The 23,279-nt window shown below is 69.3% G+C and carries 20 protein-coding genes; 3 read left to right on the top strand and 17 right to left on the bottom strand.

All coding sequences use genetic code 11. The features are described 5' to 3' along the window. Position 1: 1 nt before the first annotated feature. The 9 genes from Tther_RS04235 to Tther_RS04195 form a co-directional block, all read right to left on the bottom strand. Complete coding sequence (locus tag Tther_RS04235) at positions 2–1,741, bottom strand: type I secretion system permease/ATPase (RefSeq protein WP_143901277.1); 1,740 nt, start codon at positions 1,739–1,741, stop codon at positions 2–4. Next, positions 1,738–3,492 carry a type I secretion system permease/ATPase gene (locus Tther_RS04230; RefSeq protein WP_143901275.1) on the bottom strand — a complete coding sequence of 585 codons (1,755 nt, stop codon included), beginning with the start codon at positions 3,490–3,492 and terminating at the stop codon, positions 1,738–1,740. Before Tther_RS04230 ends, Tther_RS04235 begins: the two co-directional genes overlap by 4 nt. Then, the gene (locus tag Tther_RS04225; RefSeq protein ID WP_143901273.1) at positions 3,479–4,132 is read right to left on the bottom strand and encodes a hypothetical protein; all 654 of its coding nucleotides are present in this window, start codon (positions 4,130–4,132) and stop codon (positions 3,479–3,481) included. The genes Tther_RS04230 and Tther_RS04225 overlap by 14 nt, the downstream gene beginning before the upstream one ends. Positions 4,133–4,246: 114 nt before the next feature. Continuing rightward, complete coding sequence (locus Tther_RS04220; RefSeq protein WP_143901271.1) at positions 4,247–5,374, bottom strand: acyl-CoA dehydrogenase family protein; 1,128 nt, start codon at positions 5,372–5,374, stop codon at positions 4,247–4,249. Positions 5,375–5,416: 42 nt separating this feature from the next. Beyond that, entirely contained in the window at positions 5,417–6,604 is a 1,188-nt protein-coding gene (locus Tther_RS04215; protein ID WP_143901269.1) for an acetyl-CoA C-acyltransferase, read from the bottom strand. Further along, positions 6,601–8,490, bottom strand: a complete 1,890-nt coding sequence (aceK, locus tag Tther_RS04210; protein ID WP_143901267.1) for a bifunctional isocitrate dehydrogenase kinase/phosphatase — start codon at positions 8,488–8,490, stop codon at positions 6,601–6,603. The genes Tther_RS04215 and aceK overlap by 4 nt, the downstream gene beginning before the upstream one ends. A gap of 33 nt (positions 8,491–8,523) precedes the next feature. Continuing rightward, positions 8,524–9,186: a carbonate dehydratase gene (gene can / locus Tther_RS04205; protein WP_143901265.1), complete on the bottom strand. Its 663-nt coding sequence runs from the start codon at positions 9,184–9,186 to the stop codon at positions 8,524–8,526. Beyond that, positions 9,186–10,367: an isovaleryl-CoA dehydrogenase gene (locus Tther_RS04200; protein ID WP_143901263.1), complete on the bottom strand. Its 1,182-nt coding sequence runs from the start codon at positions 10,365–10,367 to the stop codon at positions 9,186–9,188. The genes can and Tther_RS04200 overlap by 1 nt, the downstream gene beginning before the upstream one ends. Positions 10,368–10,405: 38 nt before the next feature. Next, positions 10,406–10,828 (bottom strand): MerR family transcriptional regulator, encoded by a 423-nt coding sequence (locus Tther_RS04195; protein WP_143901261.1) that lies wholly within the window; start codon positions 10,826–10,828, stop codon positions 10,406–10,408. 136 nt (positions 10,829–10,964) lie between these two features. Between Tther_RS04195 and Tther_RS04190 the strand changes: the two genes are divergently transcribed. After that, a complete protein-coding gene (locus Tther_RS04190; RefSeq protein WP_143901258.1) occupies positions 10,965–11,912 on the top strand; it encodes a prenyltransferase in 948 nt (315 codons plus the stop codon). Positions 11,913–11,922: 10 nt separating this feature from the next. On the opposite strand, the gene Tther_RS04185 is transcribed toward Tther_RS04190, so the two are convergent. The 8 genes from Tther_RS04185 to Tther_RS04150 form a co-directional block, all read right to left on the bottom strand. Beyond that, the gene (locus Tther_RS04185; RefSeq protein WP_143901256.1) at positions 11,923–12,564 is read right to left on the bottom strand and encodes a M48 family metallopeptidase; all 642 of its coding nucleotides are present in this window, start codon (positions 12,562–12,564) and stop codon (positions 11,923–11,925) included. Next, positions 12,533–13,294 carry a lysophospholipid acyltransferase family protein gene (locus tag Tther_RS04180; RefSeq protein WP_143901254.1) on the bottom strand — a complete coding sequence of 254 codons (762 nt, stop codon included), beginning with the start codon at positions 13,292–13,294 and terminating at the stop codon, positions 12,533–12,535. The genes Tther_RS04185 and Tther_RS04180 overlap by 32 nt, the downstream gene beginning before the upstream one ends. Further along, positions 13,291–13,881 carry a D-glycero-beta-D-manno-heptose 1,7-bisphosphate 7-phosphatase gene (gmhB, locus tag Tther_RS04175; protein WP_143901252.1) on the bottom strand — a complete coding sequence of 197 codons (591 nt, stop codon included), beginning with the start codon at positions 13,879–13,881 and terminating at the stop codon, positions 13,291–13,293. The genes Tther_RS04180 and gmhB overlap by 4 nt, the downstream gene beginning before the upstream one ends. 15 nt (positions 13,882–13,896) lie before the next feature. Then, a complete protein-coding gene (glyS, locus tag Tther_RS04170) occupies positions 13,897–16,023 on the bottom strand; it encodes a glycine--tRNA ligase subunit beta (RefSeq protein ID WP_143901250.1) in 2,127 nt (708 codons plus the stop codon). Next, on the bottom strand, positions 16,020–16,943 hold the full coding sequence (gene glyQ, locus Tther_RS04165; protein WP_143901248.1) for a glycine--tRNA ligase subunit alpha: 924 nt from the start codon (positions 16,941–16,943) through the stop codon (positions 16,020–16,022). The genes glyS and glyQ overlap by 4 nt, the downstream gene beginning before the upstream one ends. Before the next feature lie 49 nt (positions 16,944–16,992). Further along, entirely contained in the window at positions 16,993–18,654 is a 1,662-nt protein-coding gene (gene lnt, locus Tther_RS04160) for an apolipoprotein N-acyltransferase (protein WP_143901246.1), read from the bottom strand. Then, positions 18,651–19,511: a CorC family transporter gene (locus tag Tther_RS04155; protein ID WP_246098905.1), complete on the bottom strand. Its 861-nt coding sequence runs from the start codon at positions 19,509–19,511 to the stop codon at positions 18,651–18,653. Before Tther_RS04155 ends, lnt begins: the two co-directional genes overlap by 4 nt. Positions 19,512–19,602: 91 nt before the next feature. Continuing rightward, positions 19,603–20,301 (bottom strand): GNAT family N-acetyltransferase, encoded by a 699-nt coding sequence (locus Tther_RS04150; protein ID WP_143901242.1) that lies wholly within the window; start codon positions 20,299–20,301, stop codon positions 19,603–19,605. A 190-nt stretch (positions 20,302–20,491) separates the two neighbouring features. Between Tther_RS04150 and Tther_RS04145 the strand changes: the two genes are divergently transcribed. Both Tther_RS04145 and Tther_RS04140 read left to right on the top strand, forming a co-directional pair. Continuing rightward, the gene (locus tag Tther_RS04145; protein WP_143901241.1) at positions 20,492–22,186 is read left to right on the top strand and encodes an AMP-binding protein; all 1,695 of its coding nucleotides are present in this window, start codon (positions 20,492–20,494) and stop codon (positions 22,184–22,186) included. A gap of 118 nt (positions 22,187–22,304) precedes the next feature. Continuing rightward, a complete protein-coding gene (locus tag Tther_RS04140) occupies positions 22,305–23,267 on the top strand; it encodes an MBL fold metallo-hydrolase (protein WP_143901239.1) in 963 nt (320 codons plus the stop codon). Positions 23,268–23,279 lie beyond the last annotated feature (12 nt).

Here is a 23,279-nt window from a genome sequence, read left to right as displayed (position 1 = left end):
GTTAGGCGGTAGCGGGCCGGGCCGCCAGAGGGGCTGCAGGCGCGGCTTGGCGGGCAATGGCCAGCTGGGCCAGCACCTCGTCACGCGGGCCCTGACGCTCGATGCGCCCGTCGCGCATGAGCACAACGCGATCGGCGGCGGCCAGCACGCCGGGCCGGTGGGAAACGACGACGACGGTGCGGCCGTTGGCTTTGAGCTCCTGCAGCGCGCGCTGCAGGGCGGCTTCACCGACCTCGTCAAGGTTGGCGTTGGGCTCATCAAGCACGACAAGGCGCGGGTCGCCGTAGAGCGCGCGCGCCAGCGCGATGCGTTGCCGCTGGCCCCCGGAGAGCAGTCCGCCCGCCTCCCCCATGGGGGTGTCGTAGCCCTTGGGAAAGCGCAGGATGGTTTCGTGCAAGCCGGTGCGGCGCGCGGCGGCCACGACGGCGGCGGCATCGGGTTCGGCCATGCGCGCGATGTTTTGCGCGATCGTGCCGTCAAACAGTTCGATGTCCTGCGGCAAATAACCGATGTGGGGCCCGAGTTCGTCGCGGTCCCAGTGGTGCAGCGGGGCGTTGTCGAGCAGGATCTGGCCGTGTTCGGCAGGCCAGATGCCCACCATCACGCGCGCCAGCGTGGACTTGCCGGACCCCGACGGCCCCATGACGACCGTGACGGTGCCGGGCGCGCACTGCAGGTCGATCCCGTGCAGGATGGGCTGCTGGCGACCGGCGGCGGTGGCCACCACCGCACGCAGCTCGAGCTGCCCCTGGGGCGCAAGGCGGCGCAGCGCCTGCGACGCGGCGGGGTAGCGTTGCAGCAGCTGCTCGAGCCGCTGGTAGGCGCCGCGCGCGCTGAGAAACGCCTTCCAGGTGCCCACCAGCAGGTCGATGGGGGCGAGCGCGCGCGAGGCCAGGACGTTGGCGGCGATCATGGCGCCGGGGGTGATTTGACCGTCGATGGCCAGCAGCGCCCCCGCCCCGAGCATGAAGGATTGCTGGCAGTAACGGATAAATTTGCTCCAGGCCGTGACCTGGTGGGCGCGGGCCTGCACGCGGGCGTGTTGGTCGAGCACCTCCTCGTGCCGCTGCTGCCAGCGCTGCTTGAGGCCAGGCAGCATGCCCATCGCCTGCACGACCTCGGCGTTGCGCAGCTTGGCCTGCAGGAAGCGGTTTTCGTCGGCCTGCAAGCGCTGTAGGGCCTGGGTGGGCGACAGCGCGCGGTGGTGCCCCCACCACGCCAAGCCACCCTGAACGATGGCAAACATCACCGCGAGGACACCCAGCCACGGGTGCATGAGGAACAACACCCCGATGTAGATGGGCACCCAGGGCAGGTCGAAAAACGCAAAGATGCCGTTGCCCGTGATGAACTGACGCAGCTCGGTCAAATCGGCCAGAGCCCGGGTCTGCGTGCGGTCCAGCGGGCTGAGGCTGGCGTCGAAAGACGCTTGGAACACCCGGCGGCTGAGCACATCATCGATGCGCATGCCGGCGCGCACCAGCACGCGCGAGCGCATCCACTCGGCCACGGCCATGATGCCCAGGAGCACCAGGGCCAGCACGCTGACGGCCAGCAGCGTCAGTTCGCTGCGCCCCACGAGCACACGGTCGTAGATTTGGAGCATGTACAGCGTGGGCGTGAGCATGAGCACGTTGGCCACGAGGCTGAACCAGCCGACGGCGTAGAACTCGCGCCGAAACGCCCACAGCGTCTGGCGCAGCTCGCTCGCGGGAGGGGTGGTAGGGGCTTGAGAGGTCATGCGGCGGCTCCTGCCGTTGCGGTGCTGGGTACGGGGGCGCCACCCGCAGGCGGCGCGCCACGAAGCGCGGCAAGCACGTCGTCGCGCGGGCCAAAGGCGCGCACCGCGCCATCGACCAGGACCAGCATCTTGTCCACCACCGGCAAGATGCTGGTGCGGTGGGTGATGACGACGAAGGTGGTGCCGCGCGCCTTGAGGGTCTGGATGGCGCGCGCCAGCGCCTGGTCGCCTGCCTCGTCGAGGCTGGCATTGGGCTCGTCAAGGACGACCAGAACCGGGTCGCCGTACAGGGCGCGCGCCAGGCCGACGCGTTGGCGCTGACCGCCCGAGAGCACCAAGCCGTCGGCGCCGATGTCGGTGTCATAGCCGTTGGGCAGGGTTTCGATGAGGGTGTGCAGATCGACGAGCTCGGCGGCCTCGCGCACCCGGCGCGCATCCACGTGACCAAAGCGCGCGATGTTGTCGGCAATCGTGCCCTCCAGCAGCTCGACACCCTGCGGGAGGTAGCCGATGTGCGGGCCGAGATCGTCTTTGCGCCAGGCATAGACGTCGGCGCCGTCAAGGCGCACTTTGCCCGCCATCGAGGGCCACAAGCCCACCAGGGCACGCGCCAGCGTGGTCTTGCCCGCCCCGGAAGGGCCGACGACCGCCATCACTTCGCCAGGCTTGAGCTCGAAGACAACGTTGCGCAGCAACGCCTGCTGTCCCCCCGGCGGGGCGATGATCAGGCCTTCGGCGACAAGGTGTCCACGCGGCGTGGGCAGTGCCATGGCCGGTGCGGCCGGGGGCATTTGGGACAGCATCTGGTGCAGGCGACCCCAGGCATCGCGCACGCCAACGACGGCACGCCATTGGGTGATGAGCTGCACCATCGGTGCCAGCACGCGGCCACCCAGCACCGAGCCGACGATCATCATCCCCGCCCCGCCGGGCAGCGTGTTTTCCAGCACCAACCAGGCGCCCAGCCCCAGCAACAGGGACGACCACACGATTTGGATCCACTTGGTGACGGCCGAGAACGCGCCCGCGCGGTTGGAGGCGACGGCCTGGTGCTGCAGCATCTCTTGCTGCAGCGTCCACCAGCGCTGGCGTAGGCTGCGCAGCATGCCCATGGCGTGCACCACCTCGGCATTGCGCAGCATGCCCTCGGCGCTTTGCTGCGCAGCGATGCCGCTGCGGTTGGCGGCACTCAGGGGCGGTTGGGTCAGGCGCTCGTTCCACCAGGCCAGGCCCGCCTGGATGAGTGCCCCCAGCAGGGCCGCCCACCCCAGCACCGGATGAATCCCAAACAACACCAGCAAAAAGACCAGCGCCACTGGCGCCTCCATAGCGGCGGCCACCACCGGATGGTGGAAGAAGTCGCGCACGATGCGCAGGTCGGCCATCGGCTGTACGTTGGCCGAGCCCAGGCGGCGCAGGTTGAATTCGTGGATGGCATCGACGATGCGGGGGGCCATGCGCCGATCGAACCAGGCCCCCACCTCGCGCAGGATTTCGGCGCGGGACCATTCGAGCAGCTCCATGACGGCGTAGGCCAGCACGACGCCCAGGGTGAGCATCAGCAGCGTGTTGTGGTTGCGGCTGTTGAGCACGCGCCCGTACACCTCGAACATGTAGAACGTGGGCGCCAGCACCAACAGCGATGCCACGGCCGCGTACAGCCACGCGCGACGCACCACGGGCCACAGCGGCCGCAGCGCATCTTGGAGCTCGCCGGGGTGGGCCACGGCGGCTGGGTTAGACGGATTCATGGGAAACTTCCACGTCAAGGTACGATGGCAATTGAAGCGACGGCGCCACTGGCGCGCCGGCGTCGACCCAGAGCTGTGCCTCGTCTTCGGTCGGCGCATCCCCAGCGGCGGCGCTGAGGGAAAACGCGAGCCGAAACCCGCCGTCAGCGCTGCGGTTGAGCACCACCTCGCGCAAACGCATGGTGGCAATGGCCTGCAGGAGCTGGGCGGGCAACGATAGGTCGAACCGCATGCGACCGTCCAGCGTGAACAGGGACAGCCCCTGGGGCCGCACGCTGAGCGTGTGGCGGTCGAAGTACACCGGGCAGTCGGGCGCAAACCGCAGCAGCGGCAGCGGGCGCTCGCCCCAGCGCGCCAGCGCAAACGGGCTGTTCGGGTGCTGATAGACGAGGCGCGCCGTGCGGCACACCGAGTAGATCGCGTTGCACGCCATTTGCGAGCCCAGCTGCGGCAAGGCTTGGCGCAGCTGGCGATAGGCCAGGTGGTGCAGCGCCACCCGGTTCCAGCACCGGTGCTGCCGCACCTGCGGCGCCAGCAGGTTGCACGCCTGCGCGAAAACCGCCTGCAGCTCGGTCAAGCGGCGGCGGTGTTCGGGGTCGTCGGTGGTCAGCGGGACCACGACATGCAGGCGATGGGTCATGGGGACGCGAGCATAGCACGTCCTATATGAAATTTCGGACGCGGCCGCCGTTGACCTCGACTATCACTCCTGCAGTGCCGATAACCCCCCATACGCGCACAGGGGCCCTGCCCCCTATAGCGCGCGCTGGATGAGGATTTTTTGCACGTCGCTGGTGCCCTCGTAGATCTGGCACACGCGCACGTCGCGCCAGATGCGCTCGACCGGGAAGTCGCTGACGTAGCCGTAGCCGCCCAGCGTTTGGATGGCCGCCGAGCAGACCCATTCGGCGGTTTCGCTGGCGATGAGCTTGGCCATGGCGGCCTCTTTCAGACAGGGCTGGCCAGCGTCGCGCAGGGCGGCGGCGTGCCAGGTGAGCTGGCGCGCGGCCTCCAGTTTGGCGGCCGCCTCGGCCAGCCGGAAACCCACCGCCTGGTGCTCGAAGATGGGCTTGCCAAAGCTCTCGCGCTGCTTGGCGTAGTCGATGGCCACCTCCAGCGCGCTGCGCGCCATGCCGATGCTTTGCGCGGCGATGCCGATGCGCCCGCCTTCGAGCGCCGACAGGGCGATCTTGTAGCCTTCGCCCTCCTCGCCGATGCGGTGGTCCAGCGGGATGCGGCAACCCTCCAGGCGGATTTGGGCGGTGTCGCTGGAGTGCTGGCCCACCTTGTCCTCCAAGCGCTCGACGTGGTAGCCGGGCGTGTCGGTGGGGACGATGAACGCACTCATGCCACGCTTGCCGGCGGCTTTGTCGGTGACCGCGATGACGATGGCCACCTGGCCGTTTTTGCCGCTGGTGATGAACTGCTTGACGCCATCGAGCACGTAGGCATCGCCCTCGCGCCGGGCCGTGGTGCGCAGGCTTGCTGCGTCCGAGCCGACGTGCGGCTCGGTCAGGCAAAAGGCGCCCAGCATCTGCCCGCGCGCCAGCGGCACCAGCCAGCGCAGCTTTTGCGCTTCGCTGCCGTAGCGCAGCAAAATGGCGCACACGGGGCAGTTGTTGACGCTGATTGCGGTGCTGGTGCCGCCGTCACCGGCGGCGATTTCTTCCAGCACCACGGCCAGGCTCAGGTAGTCCAGGCCCGCCCCACCGTAGTCCACCGGCACGCACACGCCATAGCAGCCCAGGGCCGCCAGGCCCTGGTGCGCCTCGCGCGGGAAGGTGTGCTCGCGGTCCCAGCGCGCGGCGTGGGGCCAGAGCTGCTCGCGGGCAAAGGCGCGCACCGCGTCGCGAATCATGTGTTGGTCGTCGGTCAGCAGCATGGCAGGGCCTGGTGGTTGCAGCGCTCGCGGGCAGCGGCGGCGTCAGAGCATTTCGAGCGCCACGGCCGTGGCTTCGCCGCCGCCGATGCACAGCGTGGCCACGCCGCGCTTGAGGCCGCGCGCCTTGAGCGCGTGCATCAGGGTCACCATGATGCGCGCGCCGCTGGCGCCGATCGGATGGCCCAGCGCGCAGGCCCCGCCGTTGACATTGACGATGTCGTGCGACACGCCCAGCTCGGTCATGAGCGCCATCGGCACCACGGCAAAGGCTTCGTTGACCTCCCACAGCTGCACGTCGGACACCTGCCAGCCCACTTTGGCCAGCAGCTTGCGGGTCGCGCCCACCGGCGCGGTGGTGAACCAGTTGGGCTCTTGCGCGTGCACCGCGTGGCCGAGGATGCGCGCCAGCGGCCGGCAACCCAGCCGCTCGGCGGTGGAGGCGCGCATCAGCACCAGCGCCGCCGCACCGTCGTTGATCGACGAGCTCGACGCCGCGGTGATGGTGCCGTCCTTCTTGAACGCCGGCTTGAGCGCGGGGATTTTGTCGAGCTTGATCTTGGCCGGGCCTTCGTCGCTGGCCACCACCCGCTCGCCGCTGCGCTCCTTGACGGTGACGGGGGTGATTTCGGCGGCAAAGCTGCCATCGGCGACGGCGCGCTGCGCCCGCTTGACGCTTTCGGTGGCGAAGGCGTCTTGCTGCTCGCGCGTGAACTGGTATTTGGCGGCACACTCCTCGCCAAAGGTGCCCATGCTGCGCCCGGGCTCGTAGGCGTCTTCCAGCCCGTCGAGCATCATGTGGTCGAAGACGCGGTCGTGGCCCATGCGGTAGCCGCCGCGGCCCTTGAGCAGCAGGTACGGCGCGTTGGTCATGCTCTCCATGCCGCCGGCGACCATGACGTCGGCGGTGCCGGCAACCAGCATGTCGTGCGCGAACATGGCAGCGCGCATGCCCGAGCCGCACATTTTGGACAGCGTGACGGCGCCAGCGCTCTTGGGCAAGCCAGCCTTGAGCGCGGCCTGGCGCGCCGGCGCCTGACCCTGCCCGGCCATGAGGCAGTTGCCCATCAGCACCTCGTCGACCTGTTCGGGCGCGATGCCGGCGCGCTCGACCGCGGCGCGGATGGCGGCCGCGCCCAGGTCGTGCGCCGCCAGCGCCGAGAAATCACCCTGGAAGCTGCCCATAGGGGTGCGCGCGGCACCCACGATGACGATCGGATCGGTTTGACTCATGCCATGACTCCAGCGGGTTGGGGGAGGGAATCGGCCGCAGCGGCAGGGGCCGCCTCGGCCGTCGGGGACAGGGGCACGACGCGCTGCGTGCAAAAGCGCCGCGACTGCTCGTACGGGAAGACGTCGTGCACGTGACCGGCCAGGATGCGCTCTTTGTGGCCCTGCCAGAAGGCCACGTCGAGCAAATCCGCATGGTGGCGCATGAACACCTCGCGCACCAAGGGGTTGCCCAGCAAAAACGGGCCAAAGGTTTCGGGGAAGACGTCGCGCGGCCCCACCGAGTACCAGATTTCGCCGCTGAGCTCATCGTCCTCGTCGCGCGGCGGTGGCACGCGGCGGAAGTTGCAGTCGGTGACGTATTCGATCTCGTCGTAGTCGTAGAACACCACCTTGCCGTGGCGCGTGATGCCAAAGTTCTTCCACAGCATGTCGCCCGGGAAGATGTTGGCCGCCACCAGGTCCTTGATGGCGTTGCCGTATTCGATGACGGCGTGCTCGAGCTGCTGGCGGGCTGTGGCGTTGTCCGGGTCCTTGCTCAGGACGTCGAAGCACTCCTGCAGGTAGATGTTGAGCGGGATCATGCGCCGCTCGATGTAGACGTGCTTGAGGAAGACCTCGACGTTGCCGTCGCCGTTGCGGTCGCCGATTTCGATCTGGCTGGGCGCGTACTGCTGGATTTCCTCGATCAGCTCGTCGGTGAAGCGCTCGCGCGGAAAGCCCACGCCGCTGAACTCGAGCGTGTCGGCCATGCGCCCGACGCGGTCGTGCTGTTTGACGAGCTGGTATTTGGCGCGCACCTGCTCGGGCGTGATCTCTTTTTGCGGCGGGAAGCGGTCTTTGATGACCTTGAAGACAAACGGAAAGCTGGGCAGGTCGAACACCAGCATGACCATGCCCTTGATGCCGGGGGCGATGCGAAACTGGTCGGTGCTGTGCCGCATGTGGTAGAGGAAGTCGCGGTAGAAGAGCGTCTTGCCCTGTTTGGCCAGCCCGAGCGCGTTGTAGAACTCGGCGCGCGGCTTGCGCGGCATCATGCTGCGCAAAAACTGCACGTAGGCGCTGGGGACCTCCATGTCCACCATGAAGTACGCCCGCGCAAAGCTGAACACCATCAGCAAGTCGTCCTCGCCGTGCAGCAGCGCGTCGATGACGAGCCGCCCGGACGCCCCGTGCAGGATGGGCAGCGCAAACGGCACCTCCTGAAACCCGTTGATGAGCTTGCCCACCGCGTACGCCCCCTTGTTGCGGTAGAACAGGCTGTCGAGCACCTGGATCTGGAAGTTGGCGCGCAGCCGCCGGTGGTCAAAGAGCGGCAGCAGCGCCGCCAGCACATCGCCGATGTCGCGCGCCAAATCCTCGAACGGCACACGCAGCCCAAAATCCTCGATCAGGCGCGTCAGCGTGGCCGGCAGCTCGTCGATGGACTTGGGGTAGTAGCAGCGGTAGGTGGTGTGCGCGCTGGGGTCCTCGGGCTCGATGTACTCGGTGCTGATGGCCGGGCGCACGAAGATGAAGTCGTTTTGGAAGTAGCTGCGGTGCAGGATTTTGGTGGTGACCGAGTTGAAGAAGGTCTCGGCCAGCTCGGGCTGGCGGTGGTCCACCAGCATGCCGATGTAGAGCAGCTTGACCTGCTGCCACACCTCCATGGGCTGCTGCGAGGCGCGAAACTCCCGCTCCAAGCGCGTGACGCACTCCTTGACGCGCAGGTCGTAGAACTCGATGCGCTCGCGCTGGGCGCGCTGCTGGCCCGCCCAATCGGCGGTCTCGAAGCGGTGCTTGGCGCGGGCCGACTCGGTGCGAAAGAGCCGGTAGTGGCGGTTGAAGCCATCGATCATCGCGCGCGCGATGTCGTAGGCGATGGAGGAGTCGAGGCGACGGGGCAACATGGCGTCAGCGGGCGGAAAACAGCAGCCCCCCAATCATGACAGATCGAGACCACAGCGGCGCAGCAGAGCCTCGCGCGCCGCGTGGTAGACCGATTCCACCTCGTGCACGCCCCGCACCGAGGTCTGCAAGTCCTGCAGCAAGCCGTCGCGCAGTCCGTACACCCAGCCGTGCACGGTCACCGCCTGCCCGCGCGCCCAGGCATCTTGCAGCACCGTGGACTGCGCCACGTGCCGCACCTGCTCGATGACGTTGAGCTCGCACAGCACGTCCAGCCGCGCCGGCGCCGGCAGCGCCTGCAGCAGGCGCGCGTAGCGGTCGGCCACGTCGCGCACGTGGCGCAACCAATTGTCGGCCAGCCCCACGCGCAGCCCGTCCAGCGCCGCCTGCACACCGCCGCAGCCGTAGTGGCCCACGACCATCACGTGCTCGACGTGCAGCATGTCGACCGCGTACTGCAGGGTGGAGAGGCAGTTGAGGTCGGTGGGCACCACCACGTTGGCCACGTTGCGGTGCACGAACACCTCGCCCGGCTCCAAGCCGGTGATCTGGTTGGCAGGCACGCGGCTGTCGGAGCAGCCGATCCACATGTAACGCGGCGACTGCTGGCGCGCCAGCGCCGAGAAAAACCCCGGGCGCTCCGCTTCCATGCGCGCGGCCCACTCGCGGTTGTGCGCGAGCAGATGGCGCAGCGGCATTACAGGGTCTCCGCAAACAGCTCGCGCCCGATCAGCATGCGGCGGATTTCGCTGGTGCCCGCGCCAATCTCGTAGAGCTTGGCGTCACGCCAGAGCCGGCCCAGCGGGTACTCGTTGATGTAGCCGTTGCCGCCAAAAATCTGGATGCCCTCGCCGGCCATCTTGGTGGCCTGCTCGGCGCACCACAGGATGACGCTGGCGCAGTCCTTGCGCACCTGGCGCACGTGCGCCGCGCCCAGGCGGTCCAGGTTCTTGCCCACGGTGTAGAGGAACGAGCGCGCCGCCTGCAGCGTGGTGTACATGTCGGCCACCTTGCCCTGGATGAGCTGGAATTCGCCGATGCTTTGGCCAAACTGCTTGCGGTCGTGGATGTAGGGGATGACGTTGTCCATGACCGCCTGCATGATGCCCACCGGCCCGGCGGCCAGCACCGCCCGCTCGTAGTCCAGCCCGCTCATGAGCACCTTGACGCCGTTGTTGAGGCCGCCCAGGATGTTGTCGGCAGGCACCTCGACGTTGTCAAACACCAGCTCGCCGGTGTGGCTGCCGCGCATGCCCAGTTTGTCGAGCTTTTGCGCCACCGAAAAGCCCTTCATGCCCTTTTCGATGAGGAACGCGGTGATGCCGCGCGCGCCCAGCTCGGGCTCGGTCTTGGCGTAGACCACCAGGGTGTCGGCATCCGGCCCGTTGGTGATCCACATCTTGCTGCCATTGAGCACGTAGTAGCCGCCCTTGTCCTCGGCACGCAGCTTCATGCTCACCACGTCCGAGCCGGCGCCAGGCTCGCTCATCGCCAGCGCGCCCACGTGCTCGCCGCTGATGAGCTTGGGCAGGTATTTGCGCTTTTGCGCCTCGGTGCCGTTGCGGCGGATCTGGTTGACGCACAGGTTGGAGTGCGCGCCGTAGGACAGGCCCACCGACGCGCTGGCGCGGCTGATTTCCTCCATCGCGATCATGTGGGCCAGGTAGCCCATGGCCGCGCCGCCGTAGTCCTCCTCCACGGTGATGCCGAGCACGCCCAACTCGCCCATCTTGGGCCACAGGTCCATGGGAAACTGGTCGGTGCGGTCGATCTCGGCCGCGCGCGGCGCGATCTCCGCCTCGGCGAAGCTGCGCACGGCGTCGCGCAGCGCGTCGATCTCGTCACCGAGCTGAAAGTCAAGACCGGGCAAATGGGTCATGGGTCGCCTCCTACATTTGACGTTTACGTAAACGTCAATTATGCCGGGTTTTGCACCGCGTGCGCCCCCTCGTCCAAGCGGGCCAGCAGCGCGCGCGCTTCTTTTTCGTGCGCTTTGATCTCGTCGAGCGTGGCCTGCAAATCGGCCATTTGCTCCTCGATCTGGCGCCGATGCGCCGCCAGCACCTGCAAAAACTTGCGCAGCTGCGGGCCGGTGTCACGCGGGCTGTCGTACATGTCGATGAGTTCTTTGGCCTCCGACAGGCTCAGGCCCAGGCGCTTGGCGCGCAAGACCAGCTTGAGGCGCGTGCGGTCGCGCGCCGAATAAATGCGGCTGCGCCCACCCGGGCCGGCGCGGCGCGGCTGCAGCAGGCCCATGTCTTCGTAGAAGCGGATGGCGCGCGTGGTGAGGTCGAACTCCCGCGCCAGATCGCTGATGGTGTAGGTGGTGCTGCTCGCCATGGGGATGGAGGAAAGGTTCAGAAGGGAACCGTCACAGTCAATTTACGTTGACGTAAACGTCAATGTGCGCAATGTTACGGCAGATGCACCCGCGCGGCCAGCCCCGCGCGCAACGCCGCGGCGCTATAGTGGGGCCATGCTGACACAGACCCCGCCTGATGCATTATCGGTTGCCGCCGCCTGGCGCCTGAGCCGGCCGGGTTTTTTGTGGGTGACGGTGGCGGGCGTGCTGCTGGGCCTGGCCATGGCAGCGGCCTGCGGCTGCGGCTTCGATGCGCTGCGCGCCACCGTGGCGCTGGTGCTGGCGGTGTTGGCCCATGCCGCCGCCAACGCCTGGAACGACTACCACGATGCCTTGAACGGCGCCGACGCGCTCAACCCGGCGCCGCTGTCGCCGTTTACCGGCGGCTCACGCGTGATCCAACAGGGTGCGGCCAGCGCCGCGGATGCGCGCCGCCTGGCCAGCGGCCTGGCAGCGCTGGTGGTGGCCGGCGGGCTGTGGCTGGCCCTGGGCGCGGGCAGCGGTCTGCTGGTCATCGGCGCGGCGGGCCTGCTGCTGGGCTGGGCCTATTCCGCCCCGCCGCTGCGCCTGATGACGCGCGGGTTGGGCGAGCTGGTGGTGGCCGCCGCGTGGTGGCTGGTGGTGGTGGGCGCCTACCACAGCCAGGCCGGCCAATGGCAGCCCGTGCCGCTGGTGTCGGCGCTGCCCTTCGCCCTGCTGGTGGCCAACATCCTGCTCATCAACGGTTTGCCCGACGCGCCGTGGGACGCCCAGGTGGGCAAACGCACGCTGGCGGTGCGCTTGGGGCCGGTCATGGCAGCGGCCCTGTACACCACCATCGCGCTGGTGGCGCACGCCGCACTGGCCGTGTCGGTGTGGGCACAAATCACACCGCCCACCGGGTGGTGGGGGCTGGCATCGCTGCCGCTGTCGCTGGCTGCAGCCGCGGTGCTGTGGCGGCAGGTGCGGCGGCGCGATGCCGTCGCCGCGCTGCGGCCCGCCATCGGCCTGACCATCGCCGCGGCCTTGCTGCACGCGGTGGCGCTGACGGGCGCGTTCGCGGCCATCGCGGCGCAACGCTGACCGCAGGCCGTTACCGCAGCGCGTAGCGGCGCAGCGCCGCACGCCGCTCGGCATAGTCCGGCAGCACCGCCTGCACCAGCGCCCAGAAGGCCGCGCCATGGTGCATCTCGCGCAGGTGCGCCAGCTCGTGCACGACCACGTAGTCCAGCAGCGCCGGCGGCACACACACCAGGCGCCAGTTCAGGGCGATGGTGCCGCGCGTGCTGGCGCTGCCCCAGCGCGTGCGCGCCGACGACACGCGCAGCGCCGCCGGCTGCACGCCAAGCTGGGGGGCAAAATGGGCGATGCGCGCGGCAAAGGTGGCGCGCGCGTGGGCAAGCAGCGCCGGCGTGGGCGCGGGCCAGTCGGGCCGGGTGCGCAGGCTCTGGCGCTGCAGCTGGGCCAGCACCCAGTCGGCTTTGTGGTGCAAAAAGCGCTCGATGTCGGCCCACACCGCGCCCCGCGGGGCGCGCACGCTCAAGCCGTCGGGGCCGACGAGCAGGCCAATGGTGCGCCGGGCGCTGCGTCGAAATTCGTAGGCGACACGCACGCCGCGCAACGTCGCCTCGGCATTGGCACGCGGATGGCGCCACGACGCCGCCCCGGCTGCCGCCGGCACCCCGGGCGCCGACCCCCGACCATCAGCCGGCGTGGGTGGCGCTGGGAACGTCACGGTAGGCCTCCGGGTCCAGGCGGCGCATTTCGGCCTCGATCCAGTCTTCGACCTCGCGCATCAGCTCGTCCGGGTCGCGGCCCACGCTGGGAATCGGCCGGCCGATCGAAAACACCACCGTCCCGGGGCGCTTGACGATCGCGCGGCGCGGCCAGCAGCGCCCCGAGGTGACGGCAATCGGGATGACGGGCGCGCCGGTTTGCACCGCAAGCCGCGTGCCACCGCTTTTGTAATGGCCGCGCGCCCCGCGCGCCACCCGCGTGCCCTCGGGAAACATGATCACCCACACCCCCCGCGCCAGCAACCGCCGCCCCTGCTCCACCACGCGCTGGAACGCCTGGGCGCGCTTGCCGCGGTCGATGTGCACCATGTCCAGCCGGCCCAAGGCCCAGCCGAAAAAGGGGATGTAGAGCAGCTCCTTCTTGAACACGAAGGCCAGTGGGTGCGGCATGATGGCGGGCAGACAAAACGTCTCCCAGGTGGATTGGTGCTTGGCCAACAAAATGGCCGGTGCGGTCTCGCCCAGCGGCAGGTTTTCCCAGCCGATGACCTCGTTGCGGATGCCCAGCATCCAACGCGCGGCCCATACCTGCAGCCGCACCCAGCCGATGCAAAACCAGTACAGCCGGTTGGCCGAGACGAACGGCGACATCACGACCGCCGCCGTGGCCCAGGGCACCACGGTCACCCCCATGAACAGCAGGTGCAGCCAGGAGCGCAGCGCGTTCATGACCGCTCCTGCGCTGTCCCCGCCGCATCGCGGGCGATGAGCGCATCGGCAAACGCCAGCAAATCGTCGTGCACGGTCACGCCGGGCGGCAGGTCTGGCGGGCGGGTGCCGTTGCGGTGCACGGCCGATTGGCCAGTGAGCACCAGATGGGTGTCACAACCGGCGGCCACGCCCGCGCCAACGTCGCGCACCGAGTCCCCCACCACCACCAGCTGGGACGGGGGCACGCCGTAGCGCTGCGCGATCTGCAACAACAGCCCCGGCGCAGGCTTGCGGCAGTCGCACGCGTCCTCTGGGGCGTGGGGGCAGAAAAACACCGCCTCGATGCGCCCGCCCGCTTGCGCGAGGGCTTTGTGCATGCGCGCGTGCACCGCGTTGAGGGTTTCGACGTCGAACAAGCCGCGCCCCAGCCCGGATTGGTTGGACGCGATGACCACGCGCCACCCCGCCTGGTTGAGCCGCGCCACCGCCTCCAGCGCGCCGGGCAGCGGCTGCCAGTCCTGCGGACCGTGCAAAAAGTCTTCCGGATCGCGGTTGAGGGTGCCGTCGCGGTCGATGACCACCAGCTTGAGATCGCGCGCGGGCATGGCCACTCTCCCCGCTCAAGCCGCCAGGCGCGCAAGGTCGGCGACGCGGTTCATGGCGCGGTGCAGCAGCGTGAGCAACCCCAGCCGGTTGGCACGCAGCGCGGCGTCGTCGGCGTTGACCATGACGCCGTCGAAGAACGCATCCACCGGCGCTTTGAGCGCAGCCAGCCGCTGCAGGCTGCCGGTGTAGTCGCCCGCCTCGTACGCGGCGTCGGCGGCGGGTTGCACCGCCAACAGCGCCTGGTGCAGGGCCTGCTCGGCCGGCTCGCGCAAAAGCGCCGGGTCCACCGCGGCCGGCACCGTGCCGTCGGCCTTGCGCAAGATGTTGCCCACGCGCTTGTTGGCCGCAGCCAGCGCCGGTGCTTCGGGCAAGTCGGCAAAGGCACGCACCGCCACCAGCCGGCGCGGGACTTCGCGCAGCTGCGCCGGGCGCAGCGACAGCACCGCGTCCACCTCCTGCGCGCGGTAGCCCTGCTCGCGCAGGTTGACCGCCAGCCGGTCGTAGATGAAGGCGGTGAGCGCCTCGCGCGGGTCGCGGATGCGCTCGCCAAACACCGGCACCGCCGCGTCGATGAGGGCAGGCAGCTCCAGCGGCAGGTCGCGCTCGATGAGCATGCGCACCACACCGAGCGCGTGGCGGCGCAGCGCATACGGGTCCTTGTCGCCGGTGGGCAGGCTGCCGATGCCAAACAGGCCCACCAGCGTCTCCAGCTTGTCGGCCAGCGCCACGCACAGCCCTACGGGGTTGCGCGGCAGCTCGTCGCCGGCAAAGCGGGGTTTGTAGTGGTCTTCGATGGCGTCGGCCACGCGCGCGTCCTCGCCATCGTGCAGGGCGTAGTAGCGCCCCATCGTGCCCTGCAGCTCGGGGAACTCGCCCACCATGTCGGTCAGCAAGTCGGCCTTGGCCAGCAGCGCGGCGCGGTCGGCCAAGCGCACCAGCGCCTCGTCGCCCAGACGCGCGGCGATGGCGCGCGCGATCGCCGCAACGCGCTCGACCCGCTCGCCCTGGGTGCCGAGCTGGTTGTGGTAGACCACCTTGGCCAGCCCCAGCACGCGCGACTCCAGCGGGCGCTTGCGGTCCTGGTCGTAGAAGAACCGGGCGTCGGCCAGGCGCGGGCGCACCACACGCTCGTTGCCGGTGACCACGGCGCTGGGGTCGTCGGGCGTGATGTTGCTCACCACCAGGAAGCGGTTGGTCAGCCGCCCCTGCGCATCGAGCAGCGGGAAGTACTTCTGGTTGGCCTTCATCGTCAGGATCAGGCACTCCTGCGGCACTTCCAAAAACGCCGGGTCGAACTGGCACACCAGCACGTTCGGGCGCTCGACCAGCGCGGTGACCTCGTCGAGCAGCGCCTCGTCCTCGATGGGACGGCAGCCGCCGCCGACGCGGCCCGCGGCCTCGGCCAACTGGCGCGCGATCTCGGCGCGCCGCTCGGCAAAGCTGGCGATGACGGCCCCCTCGCGCCGCAGCACGTCCGCGTAGGCGTCGGCGTGCGGCAGTTCGATCGGGTCGCCCACCGCCTCGAAACGGTGGCCGTGGGTGTGGCGGCCGGCGGTCAGCCCCAGGGCCTGCACCGGCACCACCTGGTCGCCGTGCAAGGCGACCAACGCATGGGCCGGACGCACGAAGTGCACGCTGCTCCAGCCATCCGCCAGCTGGTAGGTCATGACCTTGGGGATGGGCAGGCGGCGCAGCGCCTCATCGAGCGCCTTTTGCAGGCCGGCCTGCAAGGTGGCGCCCGCCACCACACTGTCCCAATAGAGCGACTCGGCCTTGCCGTCGGGCTGGCGGCGCAGGCGCGCCAGCACGGCGGTGGTATCGGCCGTGTCCACGCCCAGGGATGCGAGCTTTTTGAGCAGCGCCGGCGTCGGTTGACCCTGCGCGTCCAGCCCCACGGCCACCGGCATCAGCTTGAGCTGGACCGCGCGGTCATCGGCCCGGGCGCGCACGGCGCTCAGGTGCGCGGCCAGCCGGCGCGGGCTGGCGTACGGGGTCAACACGGCATCGGCCTCGACCAGGCCCTGCTCGCGCAGCTGGTCGGCCAGCACGCGGGCAAAGGATTCGCCCAGCGTACGCAGGGCTTTGGGGGGCAGCTCCTCGACGAAGAGCTCCACCAACAGGCTGGCGGTGTGGTTCGTCATGCGGCCACCTTCTTGGGTTGCATCTGGCCCAACACCTCATCGGCCCAGGCGCGCGGGGCCATGGGAAAACCCAGGCGTGCGCGGCTGTCCAGGTAGCTTTGCGCCACACTGCGCGCCAGGTTGCGGATGCGGCCGATGTAGGCGGCACGCTCGGTCACGCTGATGGCACCACGCGCATCCAGCAGGTTGAAGGTGTGCGCGGCCTTGAGCACCTGTTCGTACGCCGGCAGGGCGAGCTGCTGCTCCATCAGGTGCTTGGCCTGCCGCTCGTGCGCGGCAAATGCGGTGAACAGAAAGTCGGCGTCGGAGTGCTCGAAGTTGTAGGCCGATTGCTCCACCTCGTTCTGGTGGAACACGTCGCCGTAGGTCAGGCCGGGGGCGTAGGTCAGGTCGTAGACGTTTTCCACGCCCTGCAGGTACATGGCCAGGCGCTCCAGGCCGTAGGTGATTTCACCCGTGATGGGTTTGCAGTCGATGCCGCCGACTTGCTGGAAGTAGGTGAACTGCGTCACCTCCATGCCGTTGAGCCAGACTTCCCAGCCCAGGCCCCAGGCGCCCAGGGTCGGGTTCTCCCAGTCGTCCTCGACGAAGCGGATGTCGTTCTTTTTCAGGTCGAAGCCCAGCGCCTGCAGGCTGCCCAGGTAGAGCTCCAGGATGTTGCTGGGCGCGGGTTTGAGCACCACCTGGTACTGGTAGTAGTGCTGCAGGCGGTTGGGGTTTTCGCCGTAGCGCCCATCCTTGGGACGGCGGCTGGGCTGCACGTAGGCCGCTTTCCACGGCTCGGGGCCGATGGCACGCAAAAAGGTGGCCGTGTGGCTGGTGCCGGCCCCCACTTCCATGTCGTAGGGCTGCAGCAGGGCACAGCCCTGGGCATCCCAGTACGACTGGAGCTTGAGGATGATTTGTTGGAAGGTGAGCATGGTGGGTGGATTTTAGGTGGGCATTAGGCGCCGATAGGACCGCGGCGCTTTAGCGCGCAAGACGGCGATGGCTGCGCCGCGGGCGCAACCACACCAGCAGCGCCAGGCAAACGCCCGCCAGCGGCCACAGCCCCCAGCGCGACACCCAGGCGGCGTAGGGTGTCATCCCGGTGCGCGGCTGCACGGTGGCGTCGAGTGCGCCGCGTTGCCAGCGCGGCAGCTCGGCCACCACGCGGCCACGGTGGTCGATGGCGGCCGTCGCGCCGGTGTTGGTGGCACGCACCAAGGGGCGCCCCAGCTCCAGCGCGCGCAGGCGCGAGATGTGGCGGTGCTGGTCGATGGCCACCGTATCGCCAAACCAGGCGACATTGCTGACGTTGACCAGCACCGTCGGCGCCCGATCGGCATCGCGAAAGCCCGCGGCCAACTCCTCGCCAAACAGGTCTTCGTAGCAGACGTGGGGCGCGATGCGCTGGCCGGCCCACTCAAACGGCGGCTGCGGCAAGGCGCCGCGCGCAAAGTCGCCAAGCGGGATGTGCATGAGATCGGTGAACCAGCGAAAGCCGGGCGGGATGAACTCGCCAAAGGGCACCAGGTGCTGCTTGTCGTAGCGGTAGACGCTGAGCGCACCAAACGGGTCAGCGTCCGGCTCTGACGGGGCCGCCTCGCCGCTTGGCGGCGGCCGCCACCCCACCACCGAATTGGTGTAGCCCCGCTCGAAGCTGCCCAACGGCACGCCCAGCAGCACCGCCACCCGGCCGGCGCGGACCGCCTGCGCCAGGGCACGCCAGTAGTCGGCATCGATGTCTTGCGGCAGCAGCGGAATCGCGGTCTCCGGCGCCACCACCAGACCACCGGCCAGCGCAGGGTCCGCGCTGGCGCGCACCAGCGCCTGGCCGTACCAGCCCAGCGCCAGCGGCACCCCGGCCTCGGGGTCGAATTTCAGGTCCTGTGCAATCGCCCCCTGCAGCAGCCGCACGGGCAGCGTGCCCGCCGGCTGGGTGGGGTCGGGCAAGCGCTCGGCCAGCCACGCCCCGCTGCCCGGGACGGCCCACACGGCCAGCGCCAAACCCGCCGCAGCCACGCGCCCCCGCTGGCCACCCACGGCCAGGGCCGCGGCCAGGGCCGCCGCCACCGCCCCCATGCCATACACCCCCACCCAGGGTGCCAGCCAGCCCAGGGCGTCGATTTGCGCATAGCCCCCAGCCCCCCAGGGAAAACCGGTCCAGAGCACACCGCGCGCCAGCTCCGCCAGCGTCCACAGCGCGGCAAAGGCCAGCACCCGCGCGACGGGCGCCGCGGCGCGCCAGCGCCACCACAGGCCGGCGGCCACGGCGTAGTCCAGCGCCAAAAAGGCCGCCAGCGCCAGCACCGCCGCCGCCGCCAGCGGCGCGGCCAGCCCGCCGTAGGTGTGCATGGAGACGAACAGCCACCAGAAGGTGCCGGCCAGCCAGGCGGTGGCATAGACCGCCGCCCGGGCGGCCGCCGCGGTGGCCGAGGGCGCGCGCGCCAGCGCCCACACCAACAGCGCCAGACTCAGACCGTGCAGCCACGCCACGGGTTGGCCGGGGCGCAACCACGGCGCCAGCGTCCAGGGCCAGGGCCACGCCAGCGCCGCGGCGTGCCCCCAACCCGCCAGCGCCACGAGCGCCAGCGGGCCACCGCCCTGGACCCAGGCCGCGCGTGCGGCGGGGCGCGCCCACGCCTTCATGCCGGCGCGCGCGTCACCTTGAACCAGCGCACCGCACCGGCGCGCGCGTGCTGCACGCGAAACACTAGGCCGGCGACCTCGAAGGACTCCCCACGCCGCGGCACATGGCCCATGGCATGGGCGATGTAGCCGCCGATGGTGTCGAAGTCTTCGCAGGGCAGCGCGACCTGGAACCAGTCGTTGACGCGCTCGATGGGTGTGTCGCCGCTGACACGCCAGGTGCCGTCGGCGAGCGCAAAAATGTCACCGGTGTCGCTTTCGTCGTCGAACTCGTCTTCGATCTCGCCGACGATTTCCTCCAGCACGTCCTCGATGGTGATCAGGCCGGCCACGCGGCCAAACTCGTCGATGACGATGGCCAGGTGGTTGCGGTTGCCGCGAAACTCCCGCAGCAGGTCGTTGAGGCCCTTGCTCTCGGGCACGAACACGGCCGGCCGCAGCAGCGTGCGGATGTTGAGCTCGGGCGCGCGCTGCAGCTTGAGCAAATCCTTGGCCAACAAAATCCCGATGATGTTGTCGCGCTCGCCCTCGTACACCGGAAAGCGCGAATGGCCGGTGTCGATCACGGTGTTGAGCAGCTCGGCGTAGGGCGCCTGGATGTCGAGCGCATCCATGCGCGGGGCAGCCACCATCACGTCACCCGCGGTCATGTCCGCGATGCGGATGACCCCTTCGAGCATCGCGCGCGATTCGGCGTCGATGACGGCATTGTCCTCGGCGTCGGCCAGCGCCTCCATCAGCTCGTCTTTGGAGTCGGGCCCGGGGTGGAGAAACTCCACCAGCCGCTGCAGCAGGGTTCGTTTGTCTTCGGGCCGCACGCTGGTGTGCGGCGATGGCGTAGGGGAAGGATCGGCCACGGGTGTGGGCAAGGGTTGCGACAAGGGGAGGATACAACAGGGCAGCGCCGGCCGTGCCATGCGCGGCCATCCGCCATCGGCGGCCGCGCGTTCAGCGGCGCCAGCGCAACAGATCCAGCAGCCGCCGGCCCCAGCGGCGCAGGGCCTTGATCCAGTAATCGGTGCGCGCCACCTCCTCCTCCCAGAACTCGCTGAGGTGGGATTCGAAATCCGCCGGTGGCACCTCCAGATGGCACTCGCTCTCGCCCGCGTGCTGCACCACGGTGGCGCCGGCGCTGCGCGCGATGCGCAACATGGGGCCGTTTTCGCTCAGCGCGTGGATGTAGAGGTAGCGCACCCCATGGTTGCGGGCATGCGCCAGAGCGCGCGCAAACAGCTGATGCCCGTAGCCGCGGCCGCGCGCGTGCGCGCTGACGCTGACCCCGAATTCGGCGCTGTCGCTGCCCCGCTCGGGCGAGACCAGGTAGGCCAGATGCGCCATGGCAATGAGCTCGAGCCGGCGGTTGAAGATGCCAAACACCTCATCCAGGCCGAAGCGCAGCCCCTCCACATAGCGCCGGATGTGCTCGTCCTGCGCCGCGTAGCCAAAGCGCAGGTAGCGGTCGCGCTCGCCCAGGGCCAGCAAATGGCGCAGGATGGCGTCGCGGTGGCTGGCGTCCAGGGTGCGGATGGGGGCCCGCGCGCGCCGGCGCGCCGGTCCGGGCTCGGTGGCGGCGGGCAGGTCGCGCACCGGCACGCGCGCCCCACGCGGGGGCGCCACGGTGCTGGGGGACGCAGCGGGCGCGATCATGACGGGATGATACGGGAATGGCCGCCGCTTGTCAGGGTTTTCCCGAATGGCCCCCACCGCCGAAGCGACCGCCGCGCGGCCCCAAGGGGGCGTCAATTGTGCCGTGCGCGACAGCTTCTAGGGGCATCCCCTGAGCGGACGCGCGACGGCCTGCCCGACAATGGGTGGCCTTGCCCACTGCGACCTTGCCATGGAACGAATCTGGCTCTCGAGCTACCCACCCGGCGTGCCCGCCGACATCGACCCGACCCAGTACCCCTCGCTGGTGCAACTGCTGGAGCAGGCGTTTCGCCGCCATCCCCAGGACCCGGCGTCGGTCTGCATGGACCGCTGGATGACGTATGGCCAGCTCGACCGCTACAGCGCGGCGCTGGGGGCTTACCTGCAGTCGCTGGGGTTGCCCGCCGGTGCGCGCGTGGCCATCATGCTGCCCAATTTGCCGCAGTTTCTGGTCACCATGGCCGCCGTCTTGCGCGCTGGCTACACCTGCGTCAACGTCAACCCGCTCTACACCGCGCGCGAGCTGGAGCACCAGCTCACCGACTCGGGGGCCGAGGCGATCGTCATCCTGGAAAACTTCGCCCACACGCTGGAGGAAGTCATCGACCACACGCCCGTGCGCCATGTGGTGGTGGCGAGCTTTGGCGATTTGCTGGGGCCGTGGTACGGGCGTTGGATGACCTTTTTGGTGCGCCATGTGGCCAAGCTGGTGCCCGCCTTCAAACTGCCGCTGCAGGGGCCGCACGGGGTGCGCACCATCGTGCCGTTTCGCCGCGCGCTCGAAGCCGGCCAGGCCCTCACGCTCAAGCCCGCAACGGTGGACCGCAACAGCATCGCCTTTTTGCAGTACACCGGTGGCACCACCGGGCTGTCCAAAGGGGCGGTGCTCACCCACGGTAACATCATCGCCGCCATCCTGCAGGCCGAGGCGTGGTTTGCCCCGGCGCTGGACAAGGTGGGCGATCCGCGGCGCACCAACCACATCATGGCGCTGCCGCTCTACCACATCTTTGCGCTGACGCTCATGCTGCTGGTCATGCGCCAGGGCGGGCACGCCACGCTCATCCCCAACCCGCGCGACATCCCCAAGTTCGTCGAGGTGCTCAAGAGCCGGCCGTTCCACGTGCTGCCGGCGGTCAACACGCTGTTCAACGGACTGCTGGCCAATGCGCGCTTTCGGCAGCTGGATTTTTCCTCGCTCGTGTTGTCGCAGGCGGGCGGAATGGCCGCCTCGGAAGGCACGGCGCGCCAGTGGCAAAAGGTCACCGGCTGTGCCATGATCGAAGGCTGGGGCATGAGCGAGACCTGCGCCATCGGCACCAACAACCCGGTGACCAACACCGCATTCACCGGCACCATCGGTCTGCCACTGCCCAGTGTGGAGATTGCCATCAAAGACGATGAGGGGCGCGACCTGGCACCCGGTGAAACGGGCGAAATCTGCATCCGCGGGCCCAACGTGATGCAGGGCTACTACAACAAGCCCGAGGAAACGGCCAAGGTCTTCACCCCCGACGGCTACATGCGCACCGGCGACATCGGCATCATGGACGAGCGTGGTTACATCCGCATCGTCGATCGCAAAAAGGACATGATCATCGTCTCGGGCTTCAACGTCTACCCGACCGAGATCGACAACGTGGTGTCCACCTGCCCGGGGGTGCTGGAGTGCGCCGCGGTGGGTGTGCCCGATCCGCACTCCGGCGAGGCGGTCAAGCTCTACGTGGTGCGCAGCGACCCGACGCTGACCGAAGAGCAGGTGATGCGCTTCTGCCACGACAACCTGACCGGCTACAAGCGGCCCAAGTACATCGAGTTCCGCGAGGAGCTGCCCAAGAGCAACGTCGGCAAGATCCTGCGCCGCGAACTGCGCGGCAAGGCCTGACGAGCGGCCGCAACGCAAGCCCGCGGTTGGTCAACCCGCGACGGACACGAGGAGACCACTTGATGACCCCCATGCTCGGTTTGGGTGCCGACAGCGACGGCTTGCCCGCGCGTTCGAGATGAAACATCCGACGCGCCTGCCGCCCGGCGTGCGCGTGTTCGAGCGCGGCTGGCTGTCGGCCAACAACGTGTTGTTCGACGGCCCCGACGGCACCGCCCTGGTGGACAGCGGCTATGTGGCGCATGCGGCGCAGACACTGGCCTTGGTGGAACACGCCCTGGGCGGGCGGCCGCTGCAGCGGCTGCTCAACACCCACCTGCACAGCGACCACTGCGGCGGCAACGCCGCGCTGCAGGCGCGCTACCCCGGCCTGCACACCGCCATCCCGCCGGGCCAGGCCGACGCCGTGCAGGCCTGGGACGAGGACCGCCTGAGCTACCGCGCCACCGGCCAGCGCTGCGCGCGCTTTCGCCACGATGCGCTGCTCACGCCCGGCGACATGGTGCCCCTGGGTGGGCGCGATTGGCAGGTGCACGCGGCGCCCGGGCACGACCCCGACGCGGTGATGCTGTTCGAGCCAGCCTCGCGCACCCTGATCAGTGGCGATGCGCTGTGGCAGCATGGGTTTGGCGTGGTATTCCCGGAGCTGGCGGGCGAGCCCGGCTTCGACGCCGTGGGGGCCACGCTGGCGCTGATCGAGCGGCTGGCGCCGGCGGTGGTGATCCCCGGCCACGGCAGCCCGTTTGGGGATGCCGACCACGCCGACGCCACCCAGCCGGCGCCCGAGGTGGCCGCCGCGCTGGCGCTGGCGCGCCAGCGACTGGCGCAATTTCAAGCCGACCCCGCGCGGCACCGGCGCTACGGACTCAAGGTGCTGCTCAAGTTCAAGCTGCTGGAGTGGCAGCGGCAGCCGCTGGCCGACCTGCACGAATGGGCGCGCGGTGTCCCGTATCTGGTACACCTGCACGCCCGCCACGGTGGGGCCGAACCGTTTGACACCTGGCTGCAGGACCTGATCGACGACCTGTGCGCCAGCGGCGCGGCGCGGCGCCAGGGGGAGTGGCTGGTGGACGGCGGGTGATGGCCGCCAACC

Origin of the sequence: Tepidimonas thermarum, from assembly GCF_007556705.1 — a bacterium.
Classification (GTDB): domain Bacteria; phylum Pseudomonadota; class Gammaproteobacteria; order Burkholderiales; family Burkholderiaceae_C; genus Tepidimonas; species Tepidimonas thermarum.
The sequence above is the reverse complement of the archived record's forward strand: the minus strand, read 5'-3'. Positions and strand labels throughout refer to the sequence as shown.